General features: G+C 43.8%; 20 protein-coding genes. 17 read left to right on the forward strand and 3 right to left on the reverse strand.

Translation table 11 applies throughout. The features are described 5' to 3' along the window. Window positions 1-6: 6 nt before the first annotated feature. From ADINL_RS11810 to ADINL_RS11890, 17 genes are all read left to right on the forward strand, one after another. Window positions 7-903: an ExeA family protein gene (locus tag ADINL_RS11810; protein ID WP_036548085.1), complete on the forward strand. Its 897-nt coding sequence runs from the start codon at window positions 7-9 to the stop codon at window positions 901-903. A gap of 39 nt (window positions 904-942) precedes the next feature. Continuing rightward, entirely contained in the window at window positions 943-2,523 is a 1,581-nt protein-coding gene (gene xrtD, locus ADINL_RS11815) for a VPLPA-CTERM-specific exosortase XrtD (protein ID WP_204368237.1), read from the forward strand. A gap of 230 nt (window positions 2,524-2,753) precedes the next feature. After that, entirely contained in the window at window positions 2,754-4,928 is a 2,175-nt protein-coding gene (locus ADINL_RS11820; RefSeq protein WP_161667750.1) for a tetratricopeptide repeat protein, read from the forward strand. A 14-nt stretch (window positions 4,929-4,942) separates the two neighbouring features. Next, window positions 4,943-5,830, forward strand: coding sequence for a glucose-1-phosphate thymidylyltransferase RfbA (gene rfbA / locus ADINL_RS11825; protein ID WP_036548091.1), 888 nt, complete (start codon window positions 4,943-4,945; stop codon window positions 5,828-5,830). Next, the gene (gene rfbC, locus ADINL_RS11830; protein WP_036548095.1) at window positions 5,827-6,375 is read left to right on the forward strand and encodes a dTDP-4-dehydrorhamnose 3,5-epimerase; all 549 of its coding nucleotides are present in this window, start codon (window positions 5,827-5,829) and stop codon (window positions 6,373-6,375) included. Before rfbA ends, rfbC begins: the two co-directional genes overlap by 4 nt. Then, window positions 6,368-7,264 (forward strand): dTDP-4-dehydrorhamnose reductase, encoded by an 897-nt coding sequence (gene rfbD, locus ADINL_RS11835; RefSeq protein ID WP_036548098.1) that lies wholly within the window; start codon window positions 6,368-6,370, stop codon window positions 7,262-7,264. The genes rfbC and rfbD overlap by 8 nt, the downstream gene beginning before the upstream one ends. After that, window positions 7,261-8,358 carry a dTDP-glucose 4,6-dehydratase gene (rfbB, locus tag ADINL_RS11840; protein WP_036548101.1) on the forward strand — a complete coding sequence of 366 codons (1,098 nt, stop codon included), beginning with the start codon at window positions 7,261-7,263 and terminating at the stop codon, window positions 8,356-8,358. The genes rfbD and rfbB overlap by 4 nt, the downstream gene beginning before the upstream one ends. Before the next feature lie 25 nt (window positions 8,359-8,383). Next, window positions 8,384-9,787 carry a mannose-1-phosphate guanylyltransferase/mannose-6-phosphate isomerase gene (locus ADINL_RS11845; RefSeq protein ID WP_036548103.1) on the forward strand — a complete coding sequence of 468 codons (1,404 nt, stop codon included), beginning with the start codon at window positions 8,384-8,386 and terminating at the stop codon, window positions 9,785-9,787. Between the two features lie 37 nt (window positions 9,788-9,824). After that, window positions 9,825-10,277 (forward strand): acyltransferase, encoded by a 453-nt coding sequence (locus tag ADINL_RS11850; RefSeq protein WP_051632761.1) that lies wholly within the window; start codon window positions 9,825-9,827, stop codon window positions 10,275-10,277. Then, window positions 10,270-11,523: an O-antigen ligase family protein gene (locus tag ADINL_RS11855; protein ID WP_036548105.1), complete on the forward strand. Its 1,254-nt coding sequence runs from the start codon at window positions 10,270-10,272 to the stop codon at window positions 11,521-11,523. Before ADINL_RS11850 ends, ADINL_RS11855 begins: the two co-directional genes overlap by 8 nt. After that, the gene (locus ADINL_RS11860; protein ID WP_036548107.1) at window positions 11,513-12,844 is read left to right on the forward strand and encodes a lipopolysaccharide biosynthesis protein; all 1,332 of its coding nucleotides are present in this window, start codon (window positions 11,513-11,515) and stop codon (window positions 12,842-12,844) included. Before ADINL_RS11855 ends, ADINL_RS11860 begins: the two co-directional genes overlap by 11 nt. A 22-nt stretch (window positions 12,845-12,866) precedes the next feature. Continuing rightward, window positions 12,867-13,328 (forward strand): glycosyltransferase family protein, encoded by a 462-nt coding sequence (locus tag ADINL_RS11865; protein WP_036548110.1) that lies wholly within the window; start codon window positions 12,867-12,869, stop codon window positions 13,326-13,328. Then, window positions 13,325-13,807: a glycosyltransferase gene (locus ADINL_RS11870; protein ID WP_051632762.1), complete on the forward strand. Its 483-nt coding sequence runs from the start codon at window positions 13,325-13,327 to the stop codon at window positions 13,805-13,807. Before ADINL_RS11865 ends, ADINL_RS11870 begins: the two co-directional genes overlap by 4 nt. Window positions 13,808-13,816: 9 nt before the next feature. After that, window positions 13,817-14,758: a glycosyltransferase family 2 protein gene (locus ADINL_RS11875; protein ID WP_036548113.1), complete on the forward strand. Its 942-nt coding sequence runs from the start codon at window positions 13,817-13,819 to the stop codon at window positions 14,756-14,758. A 14-nt stretch (window positions 14,759-14,772) separates the two neighbouring features. Continuing rightward, window positions 14,773-15,594, forward strand: a complete 822-nt coding sequence (locus ADINL_RS11880; RefSeq protein ID WP_036548116.1) for a glycosyltransferase — start codon at window positions 14,773-14,775, stop codon at window positions 15,592-15,594. Window positions 15,595-15,601: 7 nt separating this feature from the next. Further along, complete coding sequence (locus ADINL_RS16800) at window positions 15,602-16,186, forward strand: acyltransferase (protein WP_275574408.1); 585 nt, start codon at window positions 15,602-15,604, stop codon at window positions 16,184-16,186. A gap of 12 nt (window positions 16,187-16,198) precedes the next feature. Further along, entirely contained in the window at window positions 16,199-17,434 is a 1,236-nt protein-coding gene (locus ADINL_RS11890) for a right-handed parallel beta-helix repeat-containing protein (protein ID WP_036548119.1), read from the forward strand. A gap of 54 nt (window positions 17,435-17,488) precedes the next feature. Here the strand turns inward: ADINL_RS11890 and ADINL_RS11895 are convergent, their stop codons facing one another. From ADINL_RS11895 to pgi, 3 genes are read right to left on the reverse strand one after another with little or no spacing between them, the layout of a single operon-like run. Then, window positions 17,489-18,607: an acyltransferase family protein gene (locus ADINL_RS11895; RefSeq protein WP_036548121.1), complete on the reverse strand. Its 1,119-nt coding sequence runs from the start codon at window positions 18,605-18,607 to the stop codon at window positions 17,489-17,491. 60 nt (window positions 18,608-18,667) lie between these two features. Beyond that, the gene (locus ADINL_RS11900) at window positions 18,668-19,945 is read right to left on the reverse strand and encodes a nucleotide sugar dehydrogenase (protein WP_036548124.1); all 1,278 of its coding nucleotides are present in this window, start codon (window positions 19,943-19,945) and stop codon (window positions 18,668-18,670) included. 26 nt (window positions 19,946-19,971) lie between these two features. Continuing rightward, window positions 19,972-21,609 carry a glucose-6-phosphate isomerase gene (gene pgi / locus ADINL_RS11905; RefSeq protein ID WP_036548126.1) on the reverse strand — a complete coding sequence of 546 codons (1,638 nt, stop codon included), beginning with the start codon at window positions 21,607-21,609 and terminating at the stop codon, window positions 19,972-19,974. Window positions 21,610-21,646 lie beyond the last annotated feature (37 nt).

A 21,646-nucleotide genomic window follows, 5' to 3' on the forward strand; every position in this document is an offset into this window, starting at 1 on the left:
CAGGGCATGTATAAAGAGTTTTTTGGTTTAAAGGAAAAGCCGTTTAGCCTGACACCTGACCCGGCCTACCTCTACCTGAGTAAAAATCATAGCCGGGCACAGACTATGCTGGAGTATGGTTTGATGAGCCATGCTGGGTTTACGGTGATTACGGGTGATATAGGTGCCGGTAAAACCACCCTGGTACACCATATGCTTGAGCAAATGGATGATGATCACCTGATCGGCGTTATCAATAACACGCATGCTGCCTTTGGTGATCTGATGAGCTGGGTGTTAAGTGCCTTCGATATTCCCAATGGTCACCAGGATAATGCCCAGCGCTTGCGAGCCTTTACTGATTTTGTCATGGATAAGTACAGTGATGGCAAACATATCATCCTGATCATAGACGAGGCACAAAACCTTACGACAGAAATTCTGGAAGAGCTGCGTCTGATTTCCAACATCAATATTGCCGGTGAAGTGTATCTGCAAATGATGCTGATTGGTCAGCCGGAATTGATTGAAAAGCTGAACCAGCCAGAATTGACACAGTTTGCTCAGCGTATCGGCGTAGAGTTTAACCTCCGTCCAATGGATTTCGAAGATACCAAAGCTTACATACGTCACCGTGTTGCCTGTGCAGGTGGTGAGCGTGAGTTGTTCACCGACAGTGCTATGGGCGTTATTTTCTGTTACGCGGAAGGGATTCCCAGACGTATCAACACCCTCTGTGATATGTCGCTGGTATATGCCTTTGCAGATGAACAGCCGTTAGTTGATGCCAATCTGGTACTGGATATGATTGAAGATCGCAGTACAACAGCGGTCATTCGGCGTAGCAAATCGATCACAGAGGAGGTAGGGCGAGTGAAAGAGTGGCTTGTTCAAACCTATGCGTTAGAACTTGATTCTATATGATATTTTTGCCTCAACTAGACAAGCAAAAAAGGTGGTTTAATGAATTTTTTCAATGAAATTACATCGCTACAAAAATATGTACGATGGCATACCATTTTGATGCTGCTGTTTGCGTTAGTCGGGGCTGTTTTTCTGTCTTTTGGAGCATTACAAGAGCTAGTAGAGCGCTGGAGTGTACAGGAAGAGTATAGTCATGGCTTTCTGATACCTTTAGTGTCTCTTTATATTTTATGGGAAAAAAGATTTGATATTATAAATGACTATAAATCGGGCAGCTTTGCTGGAGTGGTGCTGGTATTTTTGTCATTGTTTTTTATCTCTATCGGAGAGCTTTCTGAGCTTTACATAATTTCAAGATATTCATTTATTTTGTTACTTTTAGGTATTTCGGTAACTCTCTTAGGGCGGGCATCTAAGCACACATTGGTCCCTATTGCTTTACTTGTTTTTTCAATCCCATTGCCATATTTTTTGGAAGCGGTGCTGACTGCAAGAATGCAGCTTATTTCTTCTGAGATCGGCGTTTATTTGATCAAACTGATGGGAATTCCTGTTTACCTAAGTGGGAATGTAATTGATCTTGGTGAGTTCAAACTTCAAGTTGTTGAAGCATGTAGTGGGCTGCGTTATTTATATCCACTTGCTTGTTTAGGCTTTATTGCTGCTTATTTTTATCAAGCGCCTCTTTGGAAAAGAGCTGTATTGCTGTTATCAACTGTCCCGATAACTATTTTTATGAATAGTTTTAGAATAGCTGTCACAGGCCTGCTGGTTGAAAAGTGGGGTACTGGGATGGCGGAAGGCTTTTTACACGATTTTGAAGGTTGGATTATATTTATTGCTTGTGCCGTGATCTTGGCCCTGGAAATCGAAATTTTAGAGCGTGTTACGAGACGACAGGGGATTCTTGATGTATTTGGTATAAACGCAGCTTCAGAGGTTGACTCTGATCGGGCTAGTGTGAGTGATACTAAAAGTGTTAAGGCACATCATCCTTTGATGATAGCAACCTTCCTTATTTACTTTGCTGCGATGTCAGGCCTGTTTTTTGAAAAAAAGCTTCAGGAGTTCCCTGTTTCGGCCAGTCTTTCTAACTTTCCGTCTCAAGTCAATGGATGGTCAGGCTGGCATGGAGGGCTGGATACACACGTATTGCAAGTGCTTCAGTTAACAGACTATTTGATGATGAACTTTGAAAGAGAAGAACAGCCATTAGTTAATTTTTATGTTGCATTCTATGAGTCTCAGCGAGGAGGTATTGCACCACACTCTCCTCGAGTATGTATACCCGGTGGTGGGTGGGAGATCGCAGACATACGGAGAACGCATGTTGATGATATTCCGATCAATAGGGTAATTATAAGAAGAGGGTTAGAATCTCAACTTGTTTACTACTGGTTTCAAGAACGTGGTGAACCTGTAGCTAATGAATATCTTAAAAAATGGACGCTGCTTCAGGATGCAATTAAATATAATCGTACAGATGGTGCTTTAGTTAGGGTGGTGACACCATTTAATACATCAGAGCCAGTTGAAGAAGCTGATAGACGATTAAAAGAGTTTGTACGCTCTGCATATCCTGAACTATTAAAAGTATTACCGGGAAAAGGTGAGTTATGAAAACAGGAATTGGTAAGCTCTGCAGTATAGCCGTTGTATCGGCTTTTTTAATGAGTGGTTGTGCTGATAAAGACAATAGTGTTCAGAACTATCTTTCTAGTGGTAAAGAATACCTAGAGAAAGGTGATATTGGAAGGTCAACAGTCCAGTTTAGAAATGTACTTCAGATTGATCCTGATAACATAGAAGCCTACAGGTATCTTGCTGAAATTGCTGAGCAAGAACAAAATTTGGAAAGCCTCTATGTGCATTTGACCCGTATTGAGCGTTTAGCGCCGGAAGATGTAAATAATAAGGTCCGCATGGCTCGAATGCTGATGATGGTCGGAGAAATCGATAACGCTGAGCTAAAAGCTAATGAAATACTTGCTTTGGATGAGGAAAGTGCTGACGGGTGGTTGATTAAAGCTACCATTGCCCTGCAAAAAGGCGACCCGCAAGGTGCTATGACTGAGGGCATGAAAAGCCTGATGCTGGAACCCGAGAACACCGACACCCTGACCGTTCTGGCAGGCGCTCACCGGATGATGGGGGATGAAGCACGAGCCTTTGCACTGCTGGATGAAGCGCTGGAGATAGACCCCAGCGCGCTTGCCGCACGGATGATCCGCATGGAGCTGAATCGTCAGAATCAGCAGATGGAGCAGGTTGAAGCGGATCTGCGCTATATGTACAACGCACAGCCAGACTCTGAAGATTTCGCAATTGCGCTGGCAGGGTTGTTACGTGAAACCGAGCGTCTGCAAGAGGCTGAGACATTGCTGGATGATTTTGCCCGCAGCCATCCGGGCAGCAGCCGGGCGGTCAGAGGGTTGGTTGAAGTTGTCGATGCACAGGGTGATACCCAGCGCGCAGATCGTTTGTTGCAGACATTTATTGATAATGCTGCAGACAGTGATGTGGCTACATTGCAATTTGTCCTGATTGAGCGTCTGATGGCGCATGGGCAACAAACTGAAGCCATGCAGTTACTTGAGCAGCTGATGTCGGCCGAGCAATCCATGACCCGCCAGCGTGCCAAAGCGCGTCGAGCAGAACTCTATTTTGCTGAAGGCGATGATGAGTCTGGTCTGGCGCAGCTAACCGAAGTTCTGCAAGACGATAGCCAGAGCGAACCGGCCCTGCTGGTACGCTCACGTTACTTTATTCAGGAAGGCCGCATTGATGATGCGGTGCGTGATCTGCGAGTTGTGTTGCGTAATAATCCGGATTCTGAAATGGGGCTGATGTTGTTAGGGTCTGCCTATATGGGTAGCGGATCTGCCCAGTTGGCTGACAGTAACTTCCGTCAGGTCTTGCGCCTCAATCCCGGCAATATTGATGCGGCTGTACCGGTTATCAACCGTCTGTTGGCAGATGGTGACCTGGGACGTTCTGAGCAGATTCTGCTTAACGCATTGCGTCGTTCTCCGAATAATGAGTCCTTGCTCTCGTTGCTGGCTCAGGTCCGCCTGATGCGTAACGACTGGACCGGTACCGAAGCGATTATCTCTGATATGCAGGCGCTGGAAGGGAATCGTGCAGTCAGTGAATATCTGAGTGGTCGGATTTTCCAGGGCCAGGGCCAGTTCGCACTGGCGATGACACGTTATGAAGCCGCATTGCAGCAGGAACCACGCTTCCAGAGGGCGATTGAGGGTTATGCTGTTAGCCAGTTGGAGCTGGAACAGTCCGATCTGTTATTGGAGTGGCTGGAACAGCGGATTAGTGCTGATCCTGAGTATATTGGTAACTATGCGGTAAAAGCCGGTGTGTTGCGTCAAATGGATGATTTCGATGCGGCGATCAGTGTGATTAATGATGCCTTGAATGCCGTTCCTCAATGGGTTCAGGGTTATGTACAGCTGGCGGGCCTCTATCAATTGCAGGATCAGGTGGATAGTGCACTGAGCGCCTATGCTCGTGGTATTGAGCAGGTCGATGACCTGAGTCTCTATGCGCTGAAAGCGTCCTTGCTGGAGCAGAGTGGACGGATTGAAGAGGCCATTGATAATTATGAAGCCGCACACCAGCTGGCTCCGACCAATCTGGTGGTGACCAACAATCTGGCAGCATTGCTGACCAGCCATGATCCCAGTGAGGAGAATGTACGCCGGGCTCTGGAGCTGACACGCAATTTCCGTAACAGTGATGAACCCTACTTTCTGGATACCCACGGCTGGGCGCTGTTCCTGTTTGGTGAAGTGCAGGAAGCGGAGCGTTTGATCCGCCGTGCGGTTGAAGGCTTGCCAGATCTGGCTGTGGTCAATTACCACTATGGGCGGGTTTTGCTGGCTCAGAACCGGGTCAATGATGCACGTGCCTACTTGAGTAAGGCTGCTGAGCTGGCAGTAGATGATCCCCAGTTGATGACTCGGGTCACGGATGCGCTGGGCCAGTTGGATAGTGAAACGGTTGCGAATTGAACAGGGAGACAGGTATGAAGCGTAAAGGAATTGTACTGGCAGGTGGCTCCGGTACTCGGCTTTACCCCTTGACCAAAGGGGTGAGCAAGCAACTGATGCCGATCTATGACAAACCAATGATTTACTACCCCATCAGTATTCTGATGTTGGCGGGTATTCGGGAAATTCTGATCATCACCACCCCCGAGGATCAGTCAGCGTTTCAGCGGTTACTGGGGGATGGCAGTCAGTGGGGGATTGAGCTGGTGTATGCCGTTCAGCCCTCTCCGGATGGCCTGGCTCAGGCATTTCTGATTGGTCGGGACTTTTTGGCAGGGGCACCCTCAGCACTGGTATTGGGAGACAACATCTTCTATGGCCATAACCTGCAGAGCCTGCTCAAGGACGCCGATGCACGTCAAACCGGTGCGACGGTGTTTGGTTACCATGTCGAGAACCCGACAGCCTATGGCGTCGCTGAGTTTGATGCCGCTGGTAAGGTGATCTCACTGGAAGAGAAACCTGCCGTACCCAAGTCACCCTATGCCGTGACAGGGCTGTATTTTTATGATGACCAAGCACCCGATATTGCCGCATCTCTGAAACCGTCTGCACGCGGTGAGCTGGAGATTACCGATCTGAACTGTGTCTATTTGCAGCAGCAACAACTGCATATGGAGATTATGGATCGCGGCTATGCCTGGCTGGATACCGGTACACACGCTCACCTGTTGCAGGCCTCGTCTTTCGTACAGACCCTTGAGGATCGTCAGGGCCTGAAAGTGTGCTGTCCTGAAGAGATTGCCTTTCATCAGGGATTTATTGATGCCGAAACCCTGCGCCGTCAAGCTGAGCCTTTACTGAAAAGTGGCTATGGCGCTTACCTGATGCGTTTGCTGGAGCGGGGGACGATCAAGCCATGAAGTATGAACCCCAGGTGATCCCGGATGTGATTCTGATGACGCCCCAGGTCTTTGGTGATGAGCGGGGCTACTTCATGGAAACCTTTCGGGAACAGGACTTCATGCGAGAGTGTTCACCCTTACGGTTTGTGCAGGATAACCACTCACTGTCCAGTCAGGGCATTTTGAGAGGGCTGCATTATCAACTGGAAAAACCCCAGGGCAAGCTGGTGCGCGTGGTCAGTGGTGAAGTGTTTGATGTGGTTGTCGACCTGCGCCGTCAGTCCCCGACCTTTGGTCAGTGGGTGGGGGTGACTTTGTCCGCTGCCAATAAACAGCTGCTTTGGGTACCGCCCGGGTTCGCACACGGTTTTTATGTCACCAGTGAATCGGCCGAATTTGTGTACAAATGCACGGATTACTATAACCCTGGTGATGAATACTCCTTGCAATGGGATGATGCGCAACTGTCCATCGATTGGCCGTTAGTGAAAGGCCAGGCACCCGTTTTATCGGATAAAGATCGCCAGGGATATTCACTGCGAGAGGCCCCCTGTTATGACTAAACGGATTTTGCTGACCGGCGCAGACGGGCAGCTTGGCTCGGAGCTGCGCCAACGTGTGGCCATGATGACCGCTGCCTATACACTCCATGCGACAGATCAGGCCGAACTGGATATCGCTGATCCAGCCCAGATTGAAGCTGCAATTCAGGATTTTGCCCCGGATGTGCTGATCAATGCCGCTGCCTATACCGCCGTGGATCAGGCCGAAAGTCAGCGTGAGCTGGCATTCAAGGTGAATGCCGAAGGGCCTGCCAATCTGGCTAAGGCCGCACAGCAGGCGGGTATTCGTATGATCCATGTGTCTACAGACTATGTCTTTAATGGACAGCAGTGCAGGCCCTGGAAAACGGATGATCCAGTAGCACCTATTAATGTCTATGGAGAGTCAAAACTGGCAGGGGAGCAGGCCGTACAGCGCTATCTTCCGGACGCTGTCATTATTCGTACCGCCTGGGTGTACTCCCGTTATGGGCAGAATTTTGTCAAAACCATGATTCGCCTGATGAACGAGCGTGACAGTCTGGGCATTATCGCTGATCAGATCGGTTCACCCACGCACGCTGGCCGTCTGGCCGAAATTCTGTTGAGTGCGGTGGATCAGCCCGAGTTTACCGGCATCAGCCATTGGACAGATGCCGGGGTGGCATCCTGGTATGATTTTGCGCAGTCGATCTACACCCTGGGACGAGAGCGTGGTTTGGTTCAGCATGATTGCCAGATCAACCCGATTACCACGTCGGACTATCCGACTCCGGCACAACGACCGGCCTTCTCAGTAATGGACTGCCAGCGCAGTCGCGCTCAACTCGGGCATGCTCGACACTGGCGTGAGCAATTGCAGATGATGCTGGACGAATTAAAAACTGATTATGATGGAGCCAACGCATGAGGCGTTTAATGGTGACCGGCGGAGCCGGCTTTATAGGTGCCAACTTTGTGCACTATTGGATGGAACAGCACCCTAATGACTTGGTGTTGGTTGTTGATGCACTGACCTATGCTGGCAATCTGGCGAATTTAGATCCCGTACAACAGCATCCTAATTTTCTGTTTGTACAAGCGAATATCTGTGACACCTCCAAGATGGAGCAACTGCTTCGTGAACACCAGTTAGATACCATCGTTCACTTGGCTGCTGAGTCGCATGTTGACCGTTCGATTACCGGGCCAGATGCCTTTCTGGAAACCAATATTATCGGTACACACAGTCTGTTGAAGGCTGCGCGTCAGGTCTGGATAACTGAAGGACGCTGTGCACAGCACCGCTTCCATCATGTCTCCACGGATGAAGTCTATGGCACGCTGGAGCCTGATGATCCGGCCTTTACAGAAAACACACCCTATGCGCCCAATTCACCCTATGCTGCCAGTAAGGCTGCATCGGATCATCTGGTGCGTGCGTATCACCACACCTATGGGTTACAGGTGACAACCAGCAATTGCTCAAACAATTACGGTCCCTATCATTTCCCGGAAAAGCTGATTCCGCTGATCATCACCAACATTCTTGCTGATCAACCCTTGCCCGTCTATGGCGATGGCAAGCAGGTGCGTGACTGGCTGTATGTGACAGATCATGCACGCGGTATTGAAAAAGTGCTGCTGCAAGGCCAGGTGGGCGAAAACTACAATATCGGTGGCCATAATGAGTGGCAGAATATCGATATTGTGCAGTACATCTGTCGTGAAATGGACAGCGCCTTTGCGGCTGATCCAACCCTTCAAGAGCGCTATTCGCAAGCGGCTTCAGCCATTGCGGGTGAAAGTGCCCGGTTAATTACCTATGCTAAAGATCGTCCGGGCCATGACCGTCGTTATGCGATTGATGCGCATAAATCGGGTCAGGAGCTTGGCTATCGTCCCCTCGAAAGTTTTGAAACCGGAATTCGCAAAACATTGCACTGGTATTTGCAGCACCCTCAATGGTGGCAGTCCGTGATGGATGGTAGCTACCGTGAGTGGATTGCGAAGCAGTATGCTTAAGTAACGTGTTGTCAGGAGGCTATGGTTGAAGACTGTACCTGTAATTCTGGCCGGGGGCACAGGCTTGCGCTTATGGCCCTTGTCCCGAAAGAGTAGGCCGAAGCAGTTCCTGCCATTGACCTCAGACTTCAGTATGCTGCAGGAGACGCTGCTGCGCCTGAAGGGACTGGATACTCTGGAACCCATACTGATCTGCAATGATGAACACCGCTTTATGGCGGCAGAGCAGTTACGTGAAATTGATATTCGCGCACAAATCCTGCTTGAGCCTGTTGGACGCAATACTGCACCAGCGATTGCACTGGCGGCGTTACAGGCAGAAAAAACCTATGCAGAGCCTGTCGTGCTGCTGGTACTGGCTGCAGATCATGCGATCCAGAACCTCGAAGTATTCCAGCAGGCCGTGCGCAATGCTGCAGAAGAGGCCGCTGCTGGACAGTTGGTGACGTTCGGCATAGTGCCGACCTACGCCGCGACAGGCTATGGTTATATCAAGGCAGGCGCGTCGCGCTCCCAGGTTGCCCATGACGTGGAAGAGTTTGTTGAAAAGCCTGATGCATCTACCGCAGAGACTTTCCTGGCCAGCGGCGACTACTACTGGAACAGTGGCATGTTTGCCTTTCAGGCTGAGCGTTTTTTGGCAGAGCTGGGCGTACATCGGGAAGATATCCTGACTGTCTGCCAACAAGCGATGGATGAAGCAACCGTTGATCTCGATTTTATCCGTATTCCAGCTGAACGCTTTGCTGCCTGTCCGTCGGATTCAATCGATTATGCGGTGATGGAAAAGACCCGTCATGCCAGCATGGTTCCCATGGATGCCGGTTGGAGTGATGTGGGGAACTGGTCAGCCTTGCGCGAATTGAAAAGCAAAGATGCACAGGGTAACGACTGTCACGGAGATGTCTGGCTGGAAACCTCTGAGAACAACAGCATCTACGCGACACAGCGCCTGGTTGCCGGTGTGGGTATCAAGGATTTGATCATTGTTGAAACAGATGACGCCGTGCTAGTGGCACATCAATCTGAGAGTGAATCGATTAAGGTACTGGTCAATCGGTTAAAACAAGCGGGGCGTTCTGAATCTGATCTACATAAGGAAGTCTTCCGGCCTTGGGGCAAATATGTCTCACTCGTAGAGGGGAGCCGTTTTCAGGTAAAGCGTATCACTGTCAAGCCTGGTGCCAGTTTGTCGTTGCAAAAACATTACCACCGTGCAGAGCATTGGGTTGTAGTCTCTGGTACAGCTCAGGTGGTGCGCGGTACTGAAACCTTTATGGTCACTGAAAATGAGTCTACCTATATCCCATGTGGAGAGATTCACCGATTACATAATCCGGGTTGCATCGATCTTGAGTTAATTGAGGTGCAGTCAGGCTCGTATCTGGGCGAGGATGATATTGTGCGTATAGAAACATGTCAGAGTTGATGATAATTCGTTCGAAGAAAGACTAAAGGACAGGGCGATGAAGAAAAGCTATTTAAAAAAACTGCACTGGTTAGTACATGTGACTCTCAGGCAGAGCATTCTTTATATTCAAACTTTTATTTTGAATAGAATATATGGAATGCACATACATAAAACTGCACTGATTTCTTTGAAGGCAAAATTAGATAAAACTAACCCAAAAGGAATCTATATTGATGAGGGGACCTACGTGGCATTTGGTGCAGTAGTTCTCACACACGATATGTCAAGAAACTATAAGGCCGATGTTAAAATTGGTAAAAATTGTTTTATTGGTTGTAACTCAATAATACTGCCCGGAGTTGAAATCGGTGACTCTGTGGTTATTGGCGCAGGTGCTGTGGTTTCAAAAAACATACCCAGTAATGTAATGGTTGCTGGAAATCCGGCTGTGATTATCAAAGATGGTATTAAAACTGGAAGGTTAGGGATAATCATCAGAGATGTCTAACTCATTAAATGTGAATAAGTTTGGTATAGTAACTGCATTTATTCTGCTGATTTTTATACCTAATGAAGTCTATTGGAGTATTTCCGGGGTTCGATTGGAACCCTACAGAATATTTTTGCTTTTTGTTTTTATAATATACTTGCCTAAAATTATCGGGTTTAAGTATACCAAGTCTGAGTTTTTTTTACTTTTGTATTGCGTTTGGGTTGCTATTAGTTTTATGCGCAATCATGGCTTTGGATCGGGCCTTCAGTCAGGTGTGATTCATTTTCTTGAGGTGTTCGTTGCCTTTTTTCTAGGCATGAGAATAATGGGTAATGTTAGGTCATTAAAATACAACATAGGTGTTTTTTGTGTGTTTTTTTTGATTTTAATGCCTTTTGCATTTGTCGAAGCAACTAATGGATATAGGCTTTTTCATGCTCTTGCCGCTTCAATAACGAATGTAGACTATATGCCGTATCTAGGTGAGAAATACATTAGGTTTGGTATTCATCGCTCAAGTACAGTGTTCTCACATCCAATATTATACTCAATTACTGCATTGATGTTTTTGGCGCTTGTGTTTAACTTGTACAAAACGCGAGTTGCAGTGGTTTTTTCAGTAGGACTTGTATCAACTATATTTACATCCGTTACTTCTGCTGCATTTTTAATGTTTTTAATTAATGTATTTATGTTTTTTTTATATAGAGTTAGTTTGAAAAAAGAGTGGATCTTTAAGTTTTCATTGATCGCTCTAATTCTTGTGCTTCTTTTCGTTGAATTTATGTCAAATAGAGGTGCTGTGAAATTTATAATAGATTTGACATCATTCAATTCAGATACAGCGTATACGCGTTATATACAGTGGGTGCATGTTATGCAGAATATAGATAGAAGCCCAATTTTTGGCGTTGGATTTTCCGATTGGATCAGGCCTTTTTGGATGCCCCCGAGTGTTGATAGCTATTGGTTGTTGATGACGTTAAGGCATGGTTATGTTGGGGTTTTGTTGGTTTCAATATTTTTTGCATTGACTCTGAGAAATTACTGGCTAACTTATAGAGCCACTAAGGATAAAATTTATTATGTTTTCTTTGTGTCTATAGTGTCGCTTGTTTTTGCTGCCTTTACCGTGGATTTGTTTGACAGGGCAAAGCCAATTGTTTATTTCATACTAGGGATGTATAACTCTTTTCTTGTTTTGGAAAGAGTGAAGATTAAAAAAGAAAAGCATGAGGCGAAATATATAGATGCTCATTAATTTTTTAAAGAAAAAAGGAAGTTTGGCTTTAATATGTAAAGCGATCTCTGCTGCGGGATCGTTTGTATTTCTTTGGGTGGTGGCTAAAGCTTTAGAGATAAATGAGGCGGGTGTTTTTCTTTATACTTATAACTTGATGCTTATAATTGTACAAATATCCAGAGCAGGCACTGAGCACTCGATGGTAAAGGAGTTATGTAATGTAAACTCAAAAAAATCAGAACGCGTATTAGTTTATCAGACAGTACTTTATGTCTTGTTGATGTGTTCCTTTGCATTATTTCTTGCTTATCTTTTGATGACATCGAATTTTATCAAGGTGTATGCTAAAGGTGATAGCATTAATACATTTTATGTTTTTGTTCTGGTATCAGTATTATTTACAATGACGCAAGTTTTTGCTTCATTTTTCCAGGCAAAGCAGAAAATTATATATCAATACTGGTCTCTTAATATAGGAATAGTTTTGCTTGGCTCGTTAGCTGGATTTTATCTGATGTTTTCAGGTGCTGAAACTTCATATGAGATGAGCTATGCAATATTGGTTTCTGTGATGGTCGTTCTGGCTATATCATTGTATGGTTTTTTTAAGAGTGTTTCACTTGACGATAATGATTTTTTATTAAAATCCGTGTTAAAAAGCTTTTCGGATTTTGTTAAGGTGACTGCACCGTATGCACCAGTTACATTTCTTTCAATACTAACTGTTTGGGGAAGTCAGCTCATATCTGCACGATGGCTTAATGCCTATGAATTGGCAGTGCTTGCAGTGATAATGCGGTTTGCATATTTGGTACATTTTGCTCATTTGTCATTAACTGTTCTAAATACTCCCGTTATTGCAACACTTCACTCTAGTGGAAAAATATCATATCTCTTGGACCGTACAATAAAACATAATTTGGTCATAAAAATATTTTCATTTTTAATGTTTATGGTTTTTTTAATATTTGGATCAAACCTTCTGAATATGTTTGGAAGTAATTACGTTGTTGGTCATAAAGCAATGGTGATTATGGCTGGAGCATGGATGATTGTTTCATTCCTGGGGCCGGTGAGTTCTATCTTGTTAATGACCGATAATGTCAAATACATTCGGCACTATATTATTTACTCGATAACTATTTCTTTTGTGCTTGCCTTCTGGTTAATTCCTGAATACAGAATTGATGGTGTTGTTTATGCTACAACTGCTGGCATTGTCCTCCAGGCTGCCATGTGTGCAGTTAAAGTCTTTAGATTGTATGGTGTTTGCTATATTTCGCCATTTGTCTTTAAAGAGCAGTTTAGAATAACTTGGTCGATGTTAATTAAGCGTTAAAAGTAACGGAGTGTTTTTGAATATGAGCAAGGATAAGAGACTGACAATTTTAGCTGTTGCATCAAAAGGTGGCCACTGGTTGCAGTTACTTAGGCTACGACATGTTTGGCATGATCAGAATGTTATTTATATGAGTAATGATAAATCGTTAAGTCACTACATACCTAATGAGAAAATGTTAACAGTACCTGATGCCAGTATGGATAAAAAAGTAATGCTTATTTATATGGCATTAGTAATAGCAGTTAAGATAGTTTGGTACCGCCCTGATGTCATCATATCAACTGGAGCTGCTCCTGGTTTTTTTGCTTTAGTAATTGGGAAGGTGCTGAGAAAAAAAACAATATGGGTTGACAGTATTGCAAATGCTGAAGCTATGTCTCTTTCTGGTCAGAAAGTAAAACCGTTTGCCGACCTTTGGATGACTCAATGGAAAGATGTTTCCTCACCGGATGGACCTATATATAGGGGGGAAGTATTTTGATTTTAGTTACGGTAGGTACACAGTTAACCTTTGATCGTTTGATTAAAGCGGTGGAGGCTTGGCATCATAATCACAAAGATTTTGAAATTATATATCAAGTGGGAAAAAATGGTTATAAGCCTGCATTGGGAGGGGTTTACGAATATTTAGAGGCTAAGCAAATTGATCAATTGCAAAGTAATGCACGACTTGTTATAGGGCATGCTGGAATTGGTACGATTTTATCTAGGCTCTCAATTGGGCGTCCTGTAGTTATTCTTCCTAGACAATTTGAATTCGGAGAGCATCGTAATGACCATCAGATCGCAACAGCCCGAAAGTTTTCAGGTCGATCAGGAGTGTATGTCGCCTACTCTGAATCAGAGTTGGCTAATGCTATAGATCAAGCTTTAGATAATATAACCAATGGGGGAAGTGTGGGTGATATTTCTGAACTTGAAATATCTAAGTTTATTAGGGATAACCTTGGAATTAATTAGGAGCGACACATGAAAAACTATCCTAGCATAGATATTTTGTTTGTCTGCTATAACTGTGGTAAGGACATATCTGTAGTTATTAAAGATATTCTAAGTAGTAGCTACCCCATTGATAAATTAAAATTTATTGTTGTGGATAATGATTCGCATGATGGCTCTATGAGCTTTGTTGAAAATATTGAGTTTCCTAATATCACTACAGTGTATACTGGAGAAAATCTGGGCTTTGGGCGTGCTTGTAATGTTGCTATACCTGAGTTGAGTGCTGATTATTTATTGCTGGTTAATCCTGATGTTAAGATTTTTAAGAACTCCATTGAGAATCTGATTAAAGCAGCACAGAAAAACCAGGAAAATATGATATATGGTGGTAGAGTGCTGGATGAGAATGGTGAGGATTCAGGTTTAAGTGCTTTTAAGGAACCGACCTTGTTAGGCTTGATAAGCTGGGCGTTTTTTATAGATATAATGAGAGAGTATTTTAATGTCAATCGCTTTGATGCTTATAACTCCAGTGAGTTAATTGATAATGCTGCTGTAGACTCAATACCAGGTTGCTTTTTTCTAATTAAAACTAGTTTATTTAAATCTTTAAATGGATTTGATGAGCGCTTTTTTATGTATAGTGAAGAAGTAGACTTGTGTAAAAGAGCAAGAGAGTGTTTTTCTGCAAAGCCAATGCTAGTGGTTGATTCGAACCTAATCCACATAGGTGGAGGAACTACTAGTGGTCTCAATAAACTCAATTTGCTTTATAAGCATCGTCTTGTGTATTATAAAAAGCATTGGAGTGGTTTAAAGTTTAATGTGGCGAGGTATATTCTGAAGTTGGCATTTTTGATTAGACGTATTTTTTATTATTGTTTGTCAAAGCTAAATGGAAAGTATACTGATAAACATACACTCTGGAAGGAGTTGTATGATTTGCAAAAAAAATGGAATGTTATCTAATTTGAGGTACTGTCGTGGCTGCTATTATCATCCCTGCGCACAATGAAGAGCGAAATATAGGTAGGCTGTTAACTCTTCTTACTGAACATGATTGGTTAAATCATTATAATATTTATGTTTGTTGTAATGGCTGCACCGATAAAACAGAGGAGATAGTTAGAAGTTTTGATGGTGTTAACGTGATTTCAACTGAAACGCCATCGAAAATTAATGCTATTCGACTAGTTGAAAGGCTCAATATTGATTACCCAAGAATTTATATAGATTCTGATATATCGATTGATAAAGATAGTGTTATAAAAATTGTAGACTATTTATCTGATCAAAATGAGCCTTACTTGGCAGTTCCACAACCCCACATAGATACCAGTAAGTCAGCACTTGCTGTTAAAAAATTTTATTCTGTTTGGATTCATACAACTCATTGTGTTGATGATGGTTACGGATCGTGTGTTTTTGCATTAAACGAGTCTGCAAGGAAGTTGTTCGATGAGTTCCCTGAAGTGATTTCAGATGATGGTTTTGTCCGTGGTATAGTCCCTGCTGGGAATATTTCTGTTATTGAAGGTGCAATATCTACTGTTTCGCCACCTAAAACACTCGGTGGACTCATTAAAATAAAAACAAGAAGTAAGCTTGGTAATTATGAATTGAAACAGTTGGGCTATGATATATATCAGTCTGTTTCTGGTAAGCCTAAGCATTATAAGTATGTTGGTGCTTCGTCAATGTTTGTGTATTATTTTGTGAATTTGATTTCTGCTTTTTATGCTGGCTGGAAGCTTAAAAAGCTAAAAAACTATGTTTGGCAACGTGATGATACTTCAAGGCAGTGAGGCTGGTATGAGTAATCTTTTTATGTTTTTTCGTGATTTAATTAAACTTTTTATGTTTTTAATAGAACAGGCTCTGGCTCGTTTTAGAGTCTCAAGAGGTGAAAAATCCTGGATTGCAGTTTCTGCAAGACTGGATGTTTACAAAAAAATTTCTTTTAGAAATCAGCATGATTTTTGCCAGTTTAAAATCGGTAATGGATCTAGACTCGAAAGCTTTTCTGTAATCAACACTTCTATTGGCGATGTATTAATTGGTAACAACAGTAGGGTTGGTATACGTTCAATCTTAATCGGGCCTATAACGGTTGGTGACAATTCAGGTATTAGCCAGGGCGTTTTTATTACAGGTGAAAATAGACATCACTCTGGAACTAATCTTGGCTTGGTGAAGTCTACTGAAAAGGTTGAGGTGAAACCGGTTCGCATTGGGTCGGGTGTTTGGATTGGAGCTAACTCAGTGATCTTGCCTGGAGTTGAAATTGGTGATGGGGCAGTGATCGCTGCTGGTAGTGTGGTTACTAAAAATGTTCCTGCTGGTGTTGTTTTTGGTGGTAATCCCGCTCGGTTTATAAAGGATATTAATACTGGATAATGGGAGTGTATAATGCGTTTTATATTAAGTATTGTTCTTACTATTTTGGCGTTTGATGTTTTTTCTAATGATATAATATATGTTTCGGGTGAGCAGGAATCATTAGTTATTAGAAATATTAAGTCAAATGCTACTTATGTTTTGGGTGAGGGGTTTTCAGGTAACGTTCAAGTTTTGAACTCTGGTAGTGATAACACTCAAATTAATATCAAATCTGAAAATTATGTATTCCCCTCTAAAATAGTATCTTTGGTTATCAATGGCTCGCAAAATATAGCTTTTGAACATGTTATTTTTGATTATAATTTCAACGATGATGATAAAATTTATTATCGGCCATTTAGAGTTATGTCAAGTGTAGGTGTTAGCATTAGTGATAGTGTCTTTGATGGCGATTTGGCTAGAAATGTAAGTGATGTAGATGATGGTTATGGCTATGCTGTTGGTCTCTCTGTACGAGGGTCTAGTGATATCACTATCACAGACACCTCGTTTTTTGATTTTCACGTAGGCGCTGTCTTTAGTAGTACAAATAATATCGTATTTCACCGGAATAGACTAGAACGAATCCGGATGGATGGATTAACCTTTGCCCAGGTTTCAGATGTTGAAATTACAGAAAATATAATTAAAAATTTTAATAGATCAATTGAATCATCTGACCATGCTGACATGATCCAGTTTTGGACACAGAGAACAACAGAACCATCTAAAAACATTCTGATAGCGAAAAATATTCTTGATTCATCTGAAGGATGGTATACACATTCAATATTTATGAGAAACGAGTTGGTTGATACAGGTAGAGCTGATTATGAAATGTTTTATCGTAATATAAATATAATTGACAACGTTGTTATAAATGCACATATTCACGGTATATATGTTGGTGCAACTGATGGTTTAAATATCTCTAATAATACTGTTGTAAGAAATCCAGCGTCTCAAGGTGTTAGAGATAATTTGAATTTATGGACTCCACGGATTTCTGTTTATCCTGAATCTTTAAATGTTGAAATTGAAAGAAATATGGTTTCTTCTATAAATGGGTTTGATGGACAGCTAACGTGGACTCTTTTAGATAATCTAATTGTCTCCGATGGGTTACGTGGATTGGATAATTACTCTGAATTTTTTTCTGGCGACTTCTCTAGCCAAGGTCTAAGAGTTTTTGAAGATTTTTACTATAAGCCAGATAGCTATCCTGTTCTGAATGATATTGGTTCGTCTCTATTAATATCTGATTGATTTTTGGTTTTATAAGATTGGGCTGGTTTCATGTTTTTTTGAATCCAGTCTTTTTTAATTGATGATTGATGTTTCTTTTGCTTTTTTAAGCCTGCCGTTAAAGACAAGCAAGGCAAGGTTGGATTTTTTTATCAAGTAAATATGTGCCATTATACATATTGATATAGTGATAACTGATATGGTTACGTAGTCTAATATGTTCATTTCGAATGGCTTTGTTAATAGTGTTGCCAATATATATATAACAATGAAATGAAATATGTATACAGTATATATTGACTCTGATAATAAAGTTGTTGCTTTGTTTTTTATATTTAAAAATTTATAGCCTAAGTCCAGCATGAAAAAGCAAATCCAAGTCCTGGCACATATTAGCGTAATGAGTGATAGAGTGCTATTTTGTGTGTACATGTGGTTGAATATAATGTATGTGAATATTATTATGAACCCAAGGACATAGTTTGTTTTTCTTAAATTTATGAATAAGGTTTTGCAGTAGAATATTATCATTCCGGTTATGTAGAATGGGATGTATTGAAATGTAATTCGGATAATCCAAGGAAGATTTCCTGTAAAACTCTCAATGCACTTAAATATGATTATAGTGAAGATTGATGTAATTATTATGAAGGATATGGTTATTGCGTGTATATTTCTTAGCACAGCTGGTCGATCTAAGATATAGCTTTGGACTTTTGATGAGGTTTTTTTAATTATATCTTTGATTAATGTGGCCATTAATACATAAAAAATTAGTGAAAAAAGAAACCACAAGTGCAGGTGCCAAACTATAATGATGTCTTTGAATCTTTGCTCCTCGTTTAGGCTGTAGACTGAAATGGCTCGGTCAAATGATGGGTTGCCATCAATGTACTGATGCATTAGTAAAAATGTAATTGGGTTTAATATAAGAATGCCAGCAGCGAGTGGTATTGTTAGATTTGCTAGCCTGCTTTTTAAAAAGTCAAGGTTGCTTTTTTTGCTCAGAAGCAATGCTCCTAAATATCCGGAAATTAGAAAAAATAGTGCCATTCTAAATAGATTAGAAACTTCTGCTATTTGATCCAAAAATCCAAAGTTGTCTAGTTTTGAAGTGTGAACAAAAACACCCAGTAGCATGGCAATCCAACGAAGATTGTCTAAATAATGCTCTCTGTTCTGTGTGTTAATCATTCCTGTCCCACTTTTAGATTCTGCTTTTAAATTAATCAAATTTTGCTGAAAGAATCGTTTTTAACGTCCTATCCCATAATAAATAAACCCAAAGCTTTCCATCAGCTCTTTATCCATGATGTTACGCCCGTCGATAATCACTGGGCTTTTCATGAGTTCCAGCATCTCGTAGTAGTCGGGTGACCAGTATTCATTCCATTCGGTCAAAATAATTAGTGCATCGGCGTCTTTCAGTGCATCAGTGGCTTTATCGTAGTAAGCGATCTGTCCATTCACGGGGAATTGTCGCGAGAAGTTCAAGATGGCTTGCGGATCATGTGCTTGTATCTGGCAGCCTTGTGCCAACAGAGTTTTGATCACCTGTAAGCTGGGGGCATTTTGTATGCTGGCGGTGTTGGGTTTGAAGGATAAGCCCCATACGGCGATCTTGCGGTGTTTAACATCGGTTTTATAGTGCTGCCAGAGTTTGCGGAAGGGCAGTACTTTCTGTTTTTCGTTTTCTTCCAGCAGTGTATTCAGAATGATCGAGTTACGGTTGGTACTCAGCAACTCTGCCATGTTTTGAATGGATTTGGAGAAGTGTGCGCCCCCGAAACCACAGCCAGGTGAAAGGTAATGTTTACCGATACGGGGGTCACTACCCATGCCGGATATGATGGTGTCGATATCGATACTCAGTTGGTCGGCCAGGTTAGCCAGTTCGTTGATATAGCCCAGTCGCAGGGCGAGCATGCCGTTGACAGCGAACTTCATGAACTCGGCTTCACGGCGTTTGACGATCAGCAGTTGTTCCAGTTGGCGGCTGAAAGGCTTGTAGAGGGCCTTGATCTGCGTATTGGCTTCATTGCTTTGGCAGCCGATGACCAGGGTCTTGGCTTTGATGAAGTTGTCATAGGCGGTGCCTTCAGACAGTTGGTCTGGAATATACGCGATGGCTTGCTGTTTGTTGCTGTCGAGCAGTTCTGCCAGTTGGTCGGTTGCGCCCAGGCCAAAGGTGGAGTAGTTGATGACTATCAGCTGTTGTTGGGTTTGATGATTCACAGCACGAATAATGTCTTTGGCCAGTTCAAATTGATCCGGATTAAGGGCTAGAATTTGAACCGGACAGTTCAGCGCATCTGCAGGGCTACCAAACACCAGGTTTCCCTGGTGGTACTGTGCTTTTACGTGGGTTAGCAGTCCCGGCTCGTTGAACAGGATGGTGTTGGCGTCTGACTGTTCACTCAAGCTCTGCTGTCGATTGATGTCCTGATTGACGTGTACCTGATTGCCAAATTCAGCGAAGGCGGTCGCGGCGGTCCAGCCGATCAGTTCATTTCCCCATACTGCAATTTTCATACTGCCCTCCAGGCGGTTGTTGCTGCTCAGCGCTTGGTATTAATGTGATGAATCAGGCCCCGTGTGGAGCTGTCCAGGGATGGATTATCTGCTTCGCCGGTCAGGGCAGGCAACAGTCCAGTGGCAATGGTTTTACCCAGTTCAACGCCCCACTGATCAAAGGGGTTGATATTCCAGATGACGGATTGAACGAAGACCTTGTGTTCATAGAGCGCGATAAGCATGCCAAAGGTGTGTGGCGTCAGTTTGTCGAGCAACAGGGTGGTGCAGGGCTGGTTGCCACGGTAGCGCTTGTAAGCGGGGGCTTTGTCTGCGCCTTCTATCACTGTGTCGCCCAGCGCCAGGATCTGTGACTGGGCCAGACAGTTGGACAGGTTAAGCTGATGTTGACGCTTGAGATCGATGTTATTGGGACCTTCATAACGCACGGCACAGGTGATGAAGTCACACATCACCGGTATGGTGCCCTGATGCAGTAATTGATAAAAAGCATGCTGGGCGTTGGTACCGATCTCTCCCCAGAGTACCGGACAGGTGTTGTAACCGACCAGTTCGTGGCTACGGGTGGTGTTTTTACCGTTACTTTCCATTTCCAGCTGCTCCAGATAACTGGGCAGGTGGCTCAGGCGGCCATCGTAGGGCAGGATGGCATGTGCGGTAATCCCCAGGAAATTGATATTCCAGATACCGGTCAGGGCCAGCAGTACTGGCAAGTTATGTTCGAAGGGGGTGTCGCGGAAATGGCTGTCCATCACATGTGCGCCGGCCAGCATTTCGCGAAAGCCGGACATGCCAATACGCAGTGCAATGGGTAAGCCGATTGTGGACCACATGGAGTAACGTCCTCCGGTCCAGTCCCAGAAGTACAGGTGGTTGCTCTCCGGGATGCCCCAGTCAATCATACGCTGCGGCGTTGCGGATACGCCGATAAAGTGGCGTGCCAGAATCAGTGCTTCATCTGTTCCTTCGTACTGGTACGCGCGCTTGAGCCATTCTTTGGCGGTTTCTGCGTTAGCCAGTGTGTCGATGGTGGTGAAGGATTTGGATGAAATCACAAACAGGGTGCGTGTCGGGTCCAGCTTGTCCAGCAGGCTGGAGATATGGCTGCCATCCATGGACGACACAAAATGTAATTCAATGTCACGGCTGTTGGTTGTGGTGAATTCGCCGAGGGCTTTGCAGGCCATGAAGGGCCCGAGGTCTGAACCACCGACGCCGATGTTGACGATGGTGTCGATCGGGTCACCGGTGCAGCCCAGCCATTGACCGGCATGAATCTGGTTAACCAGGCGTTCCATGCGTGCCAGGTTTTCATGTACCTGGTCAATGATATTGACGCCATCGACCTCCAGTGTCTGATCTACCGGTGTGCGCAAGGCCGTATGCAGTGCCGGACGGTTTTCGGATTCGTTGATTTTTTCACCGGTGAGCAGGTCGTTGATCCACTGATCGAGCTGTTTTTCACGTGCCAGGGCGCAGAGCAGGTTCAGTGTTTCACTTGTAATGCGTTGTTTGGACAGATCGAGCATCAGGCCGGGCAGGGAGTAGCTGAAATCTTCAAAACGGTTCGGGTTTTGTTTGAACATCGAAGCGATATGCGCCTTCCCCAGTGTGGTGGCGTGTTCGTAGAGATCTGTGCCTGCTTCGGTTGCAAATACGTTCATGCTTGTTACAACTCCCTTGGTGATGGTCCGTCACATT

It is taken from the genome of Nitrincola lacisaponensis (assembly GCF_000691225.1).
Lineage (GTDB): Bacteria > Pseudomonadota > Gammaproteobacteria > Pseudomonadales > Balneatricaceae > Nitrincola > Nitrincola lacisaponensis.

Bases quoted from the DNA above. Each gene is read 5' to 3' on its own strand.
- ADINL_RS11860 (WP_036548107.1), top strand. From the start codon at position 11,513: ATGCTCATTAATTTTTTAAAGAAAAAAGGAAGTTTGGCTTTAATATGT.
- ADINL_RS11890 (WP_036548119.1), top strand. From the start codon at position 16,199: ATGCGTTTTATATTAAGTATTGTTCTTACTATTTTGGCGTTTGATGTT.
- rfbB (WP_036548101.1), top strand. From the start codon at position 7,261: ATGAGGCGTTTAATGGTGACCGGCGGAGCCGGCTTTATAGGTGCCAAC.
- ADINL_RS11850 (WP_051632761.1), top strand. From the start codon at position 9,825: ATGAAGAAAAGCTATTTAAAAAAACTGCACTGGTTAGTACATGTGACT.
- ADINL_RS11855 (WP_036548105.1), top strand. From the start codon at position 10,270: ATGTCTAACTCATTAAATGTGAATAAGTTTGGTATAGTAACTGCATTT.
- ADINL_RS11810 (WP_036548085.1), top strand. From the start codon at position 7: ATGTATAAAGAGTTTTTTGGTTTAAAGGAAAAGCCGTTTAGCCTGACA.
- rfbC (WP_036548095.1), top strand. From the start codon at position 5,827: ATGAAGTATGAACCCCAGGTGATCCCGGATGTGATTCTGATGACGCCC.
- xrtD (WP_204368237.1), top strand. From the start codon at position 943: ATGAATTTTTTCAATGAAATTACATCGCTACAAAAATATGTACGATGG.
- ADINL_RS11875 (WP_036548113.1), top strand. From the start codon at position 13,817: ATGAAAAACTATCCTAGCATAGATATTTTGTTTGTCTGCTATAACTGT.
- pgi (WP_036548126.1), bottom strand. From the start codon at position 21,609: ATGAACGTATTTGCAACCGAAGCAGGCACAGATCTCTACGAACACGCC.
- rfbD (WP_036548098.1), top strand. From the start codon at position 6,368: ATGACTAAACGGATTTTGCTGACCGGCGCAGACGGGCAGCTTGGCTCG.
- ADINL_RS11900 (WP_036548124.1), bottom strand. From the start codon at position 19,945: ATGAAAATTGCAGTATGGGGAAATGAACTGATCGGCTGGACCGCCGCG.
- ADINL_RS16800 (WP_275574408.1), top strand. From the start codon at position 15,602: ATGAGTAATCTTTTTATGTTTTTTCGTGATTTAATTAAACTTTTTATG.
- ADINL_RS11865 (WP_036548110.1), top strand. From the start codon at position 12,867: ATGAGCAAGGATAAGAGACTGACAATTTTAGCTGTTGCATCAAAAGGT.
- rfbA (WP_036548091.1), top strand. From the start codon at position 4,943: ATGAAGCGTAAAGGAATTGTACTGGCAGGTGGCTCCGGTACTCGGCTT.
- ADINL_RS11895 (WP_036548121.1), bottom strand. From the start codon at position 18,607: ATGATTAACACACAGAACAGAGAGCATTATTTAGACAATCTTCGTTGG.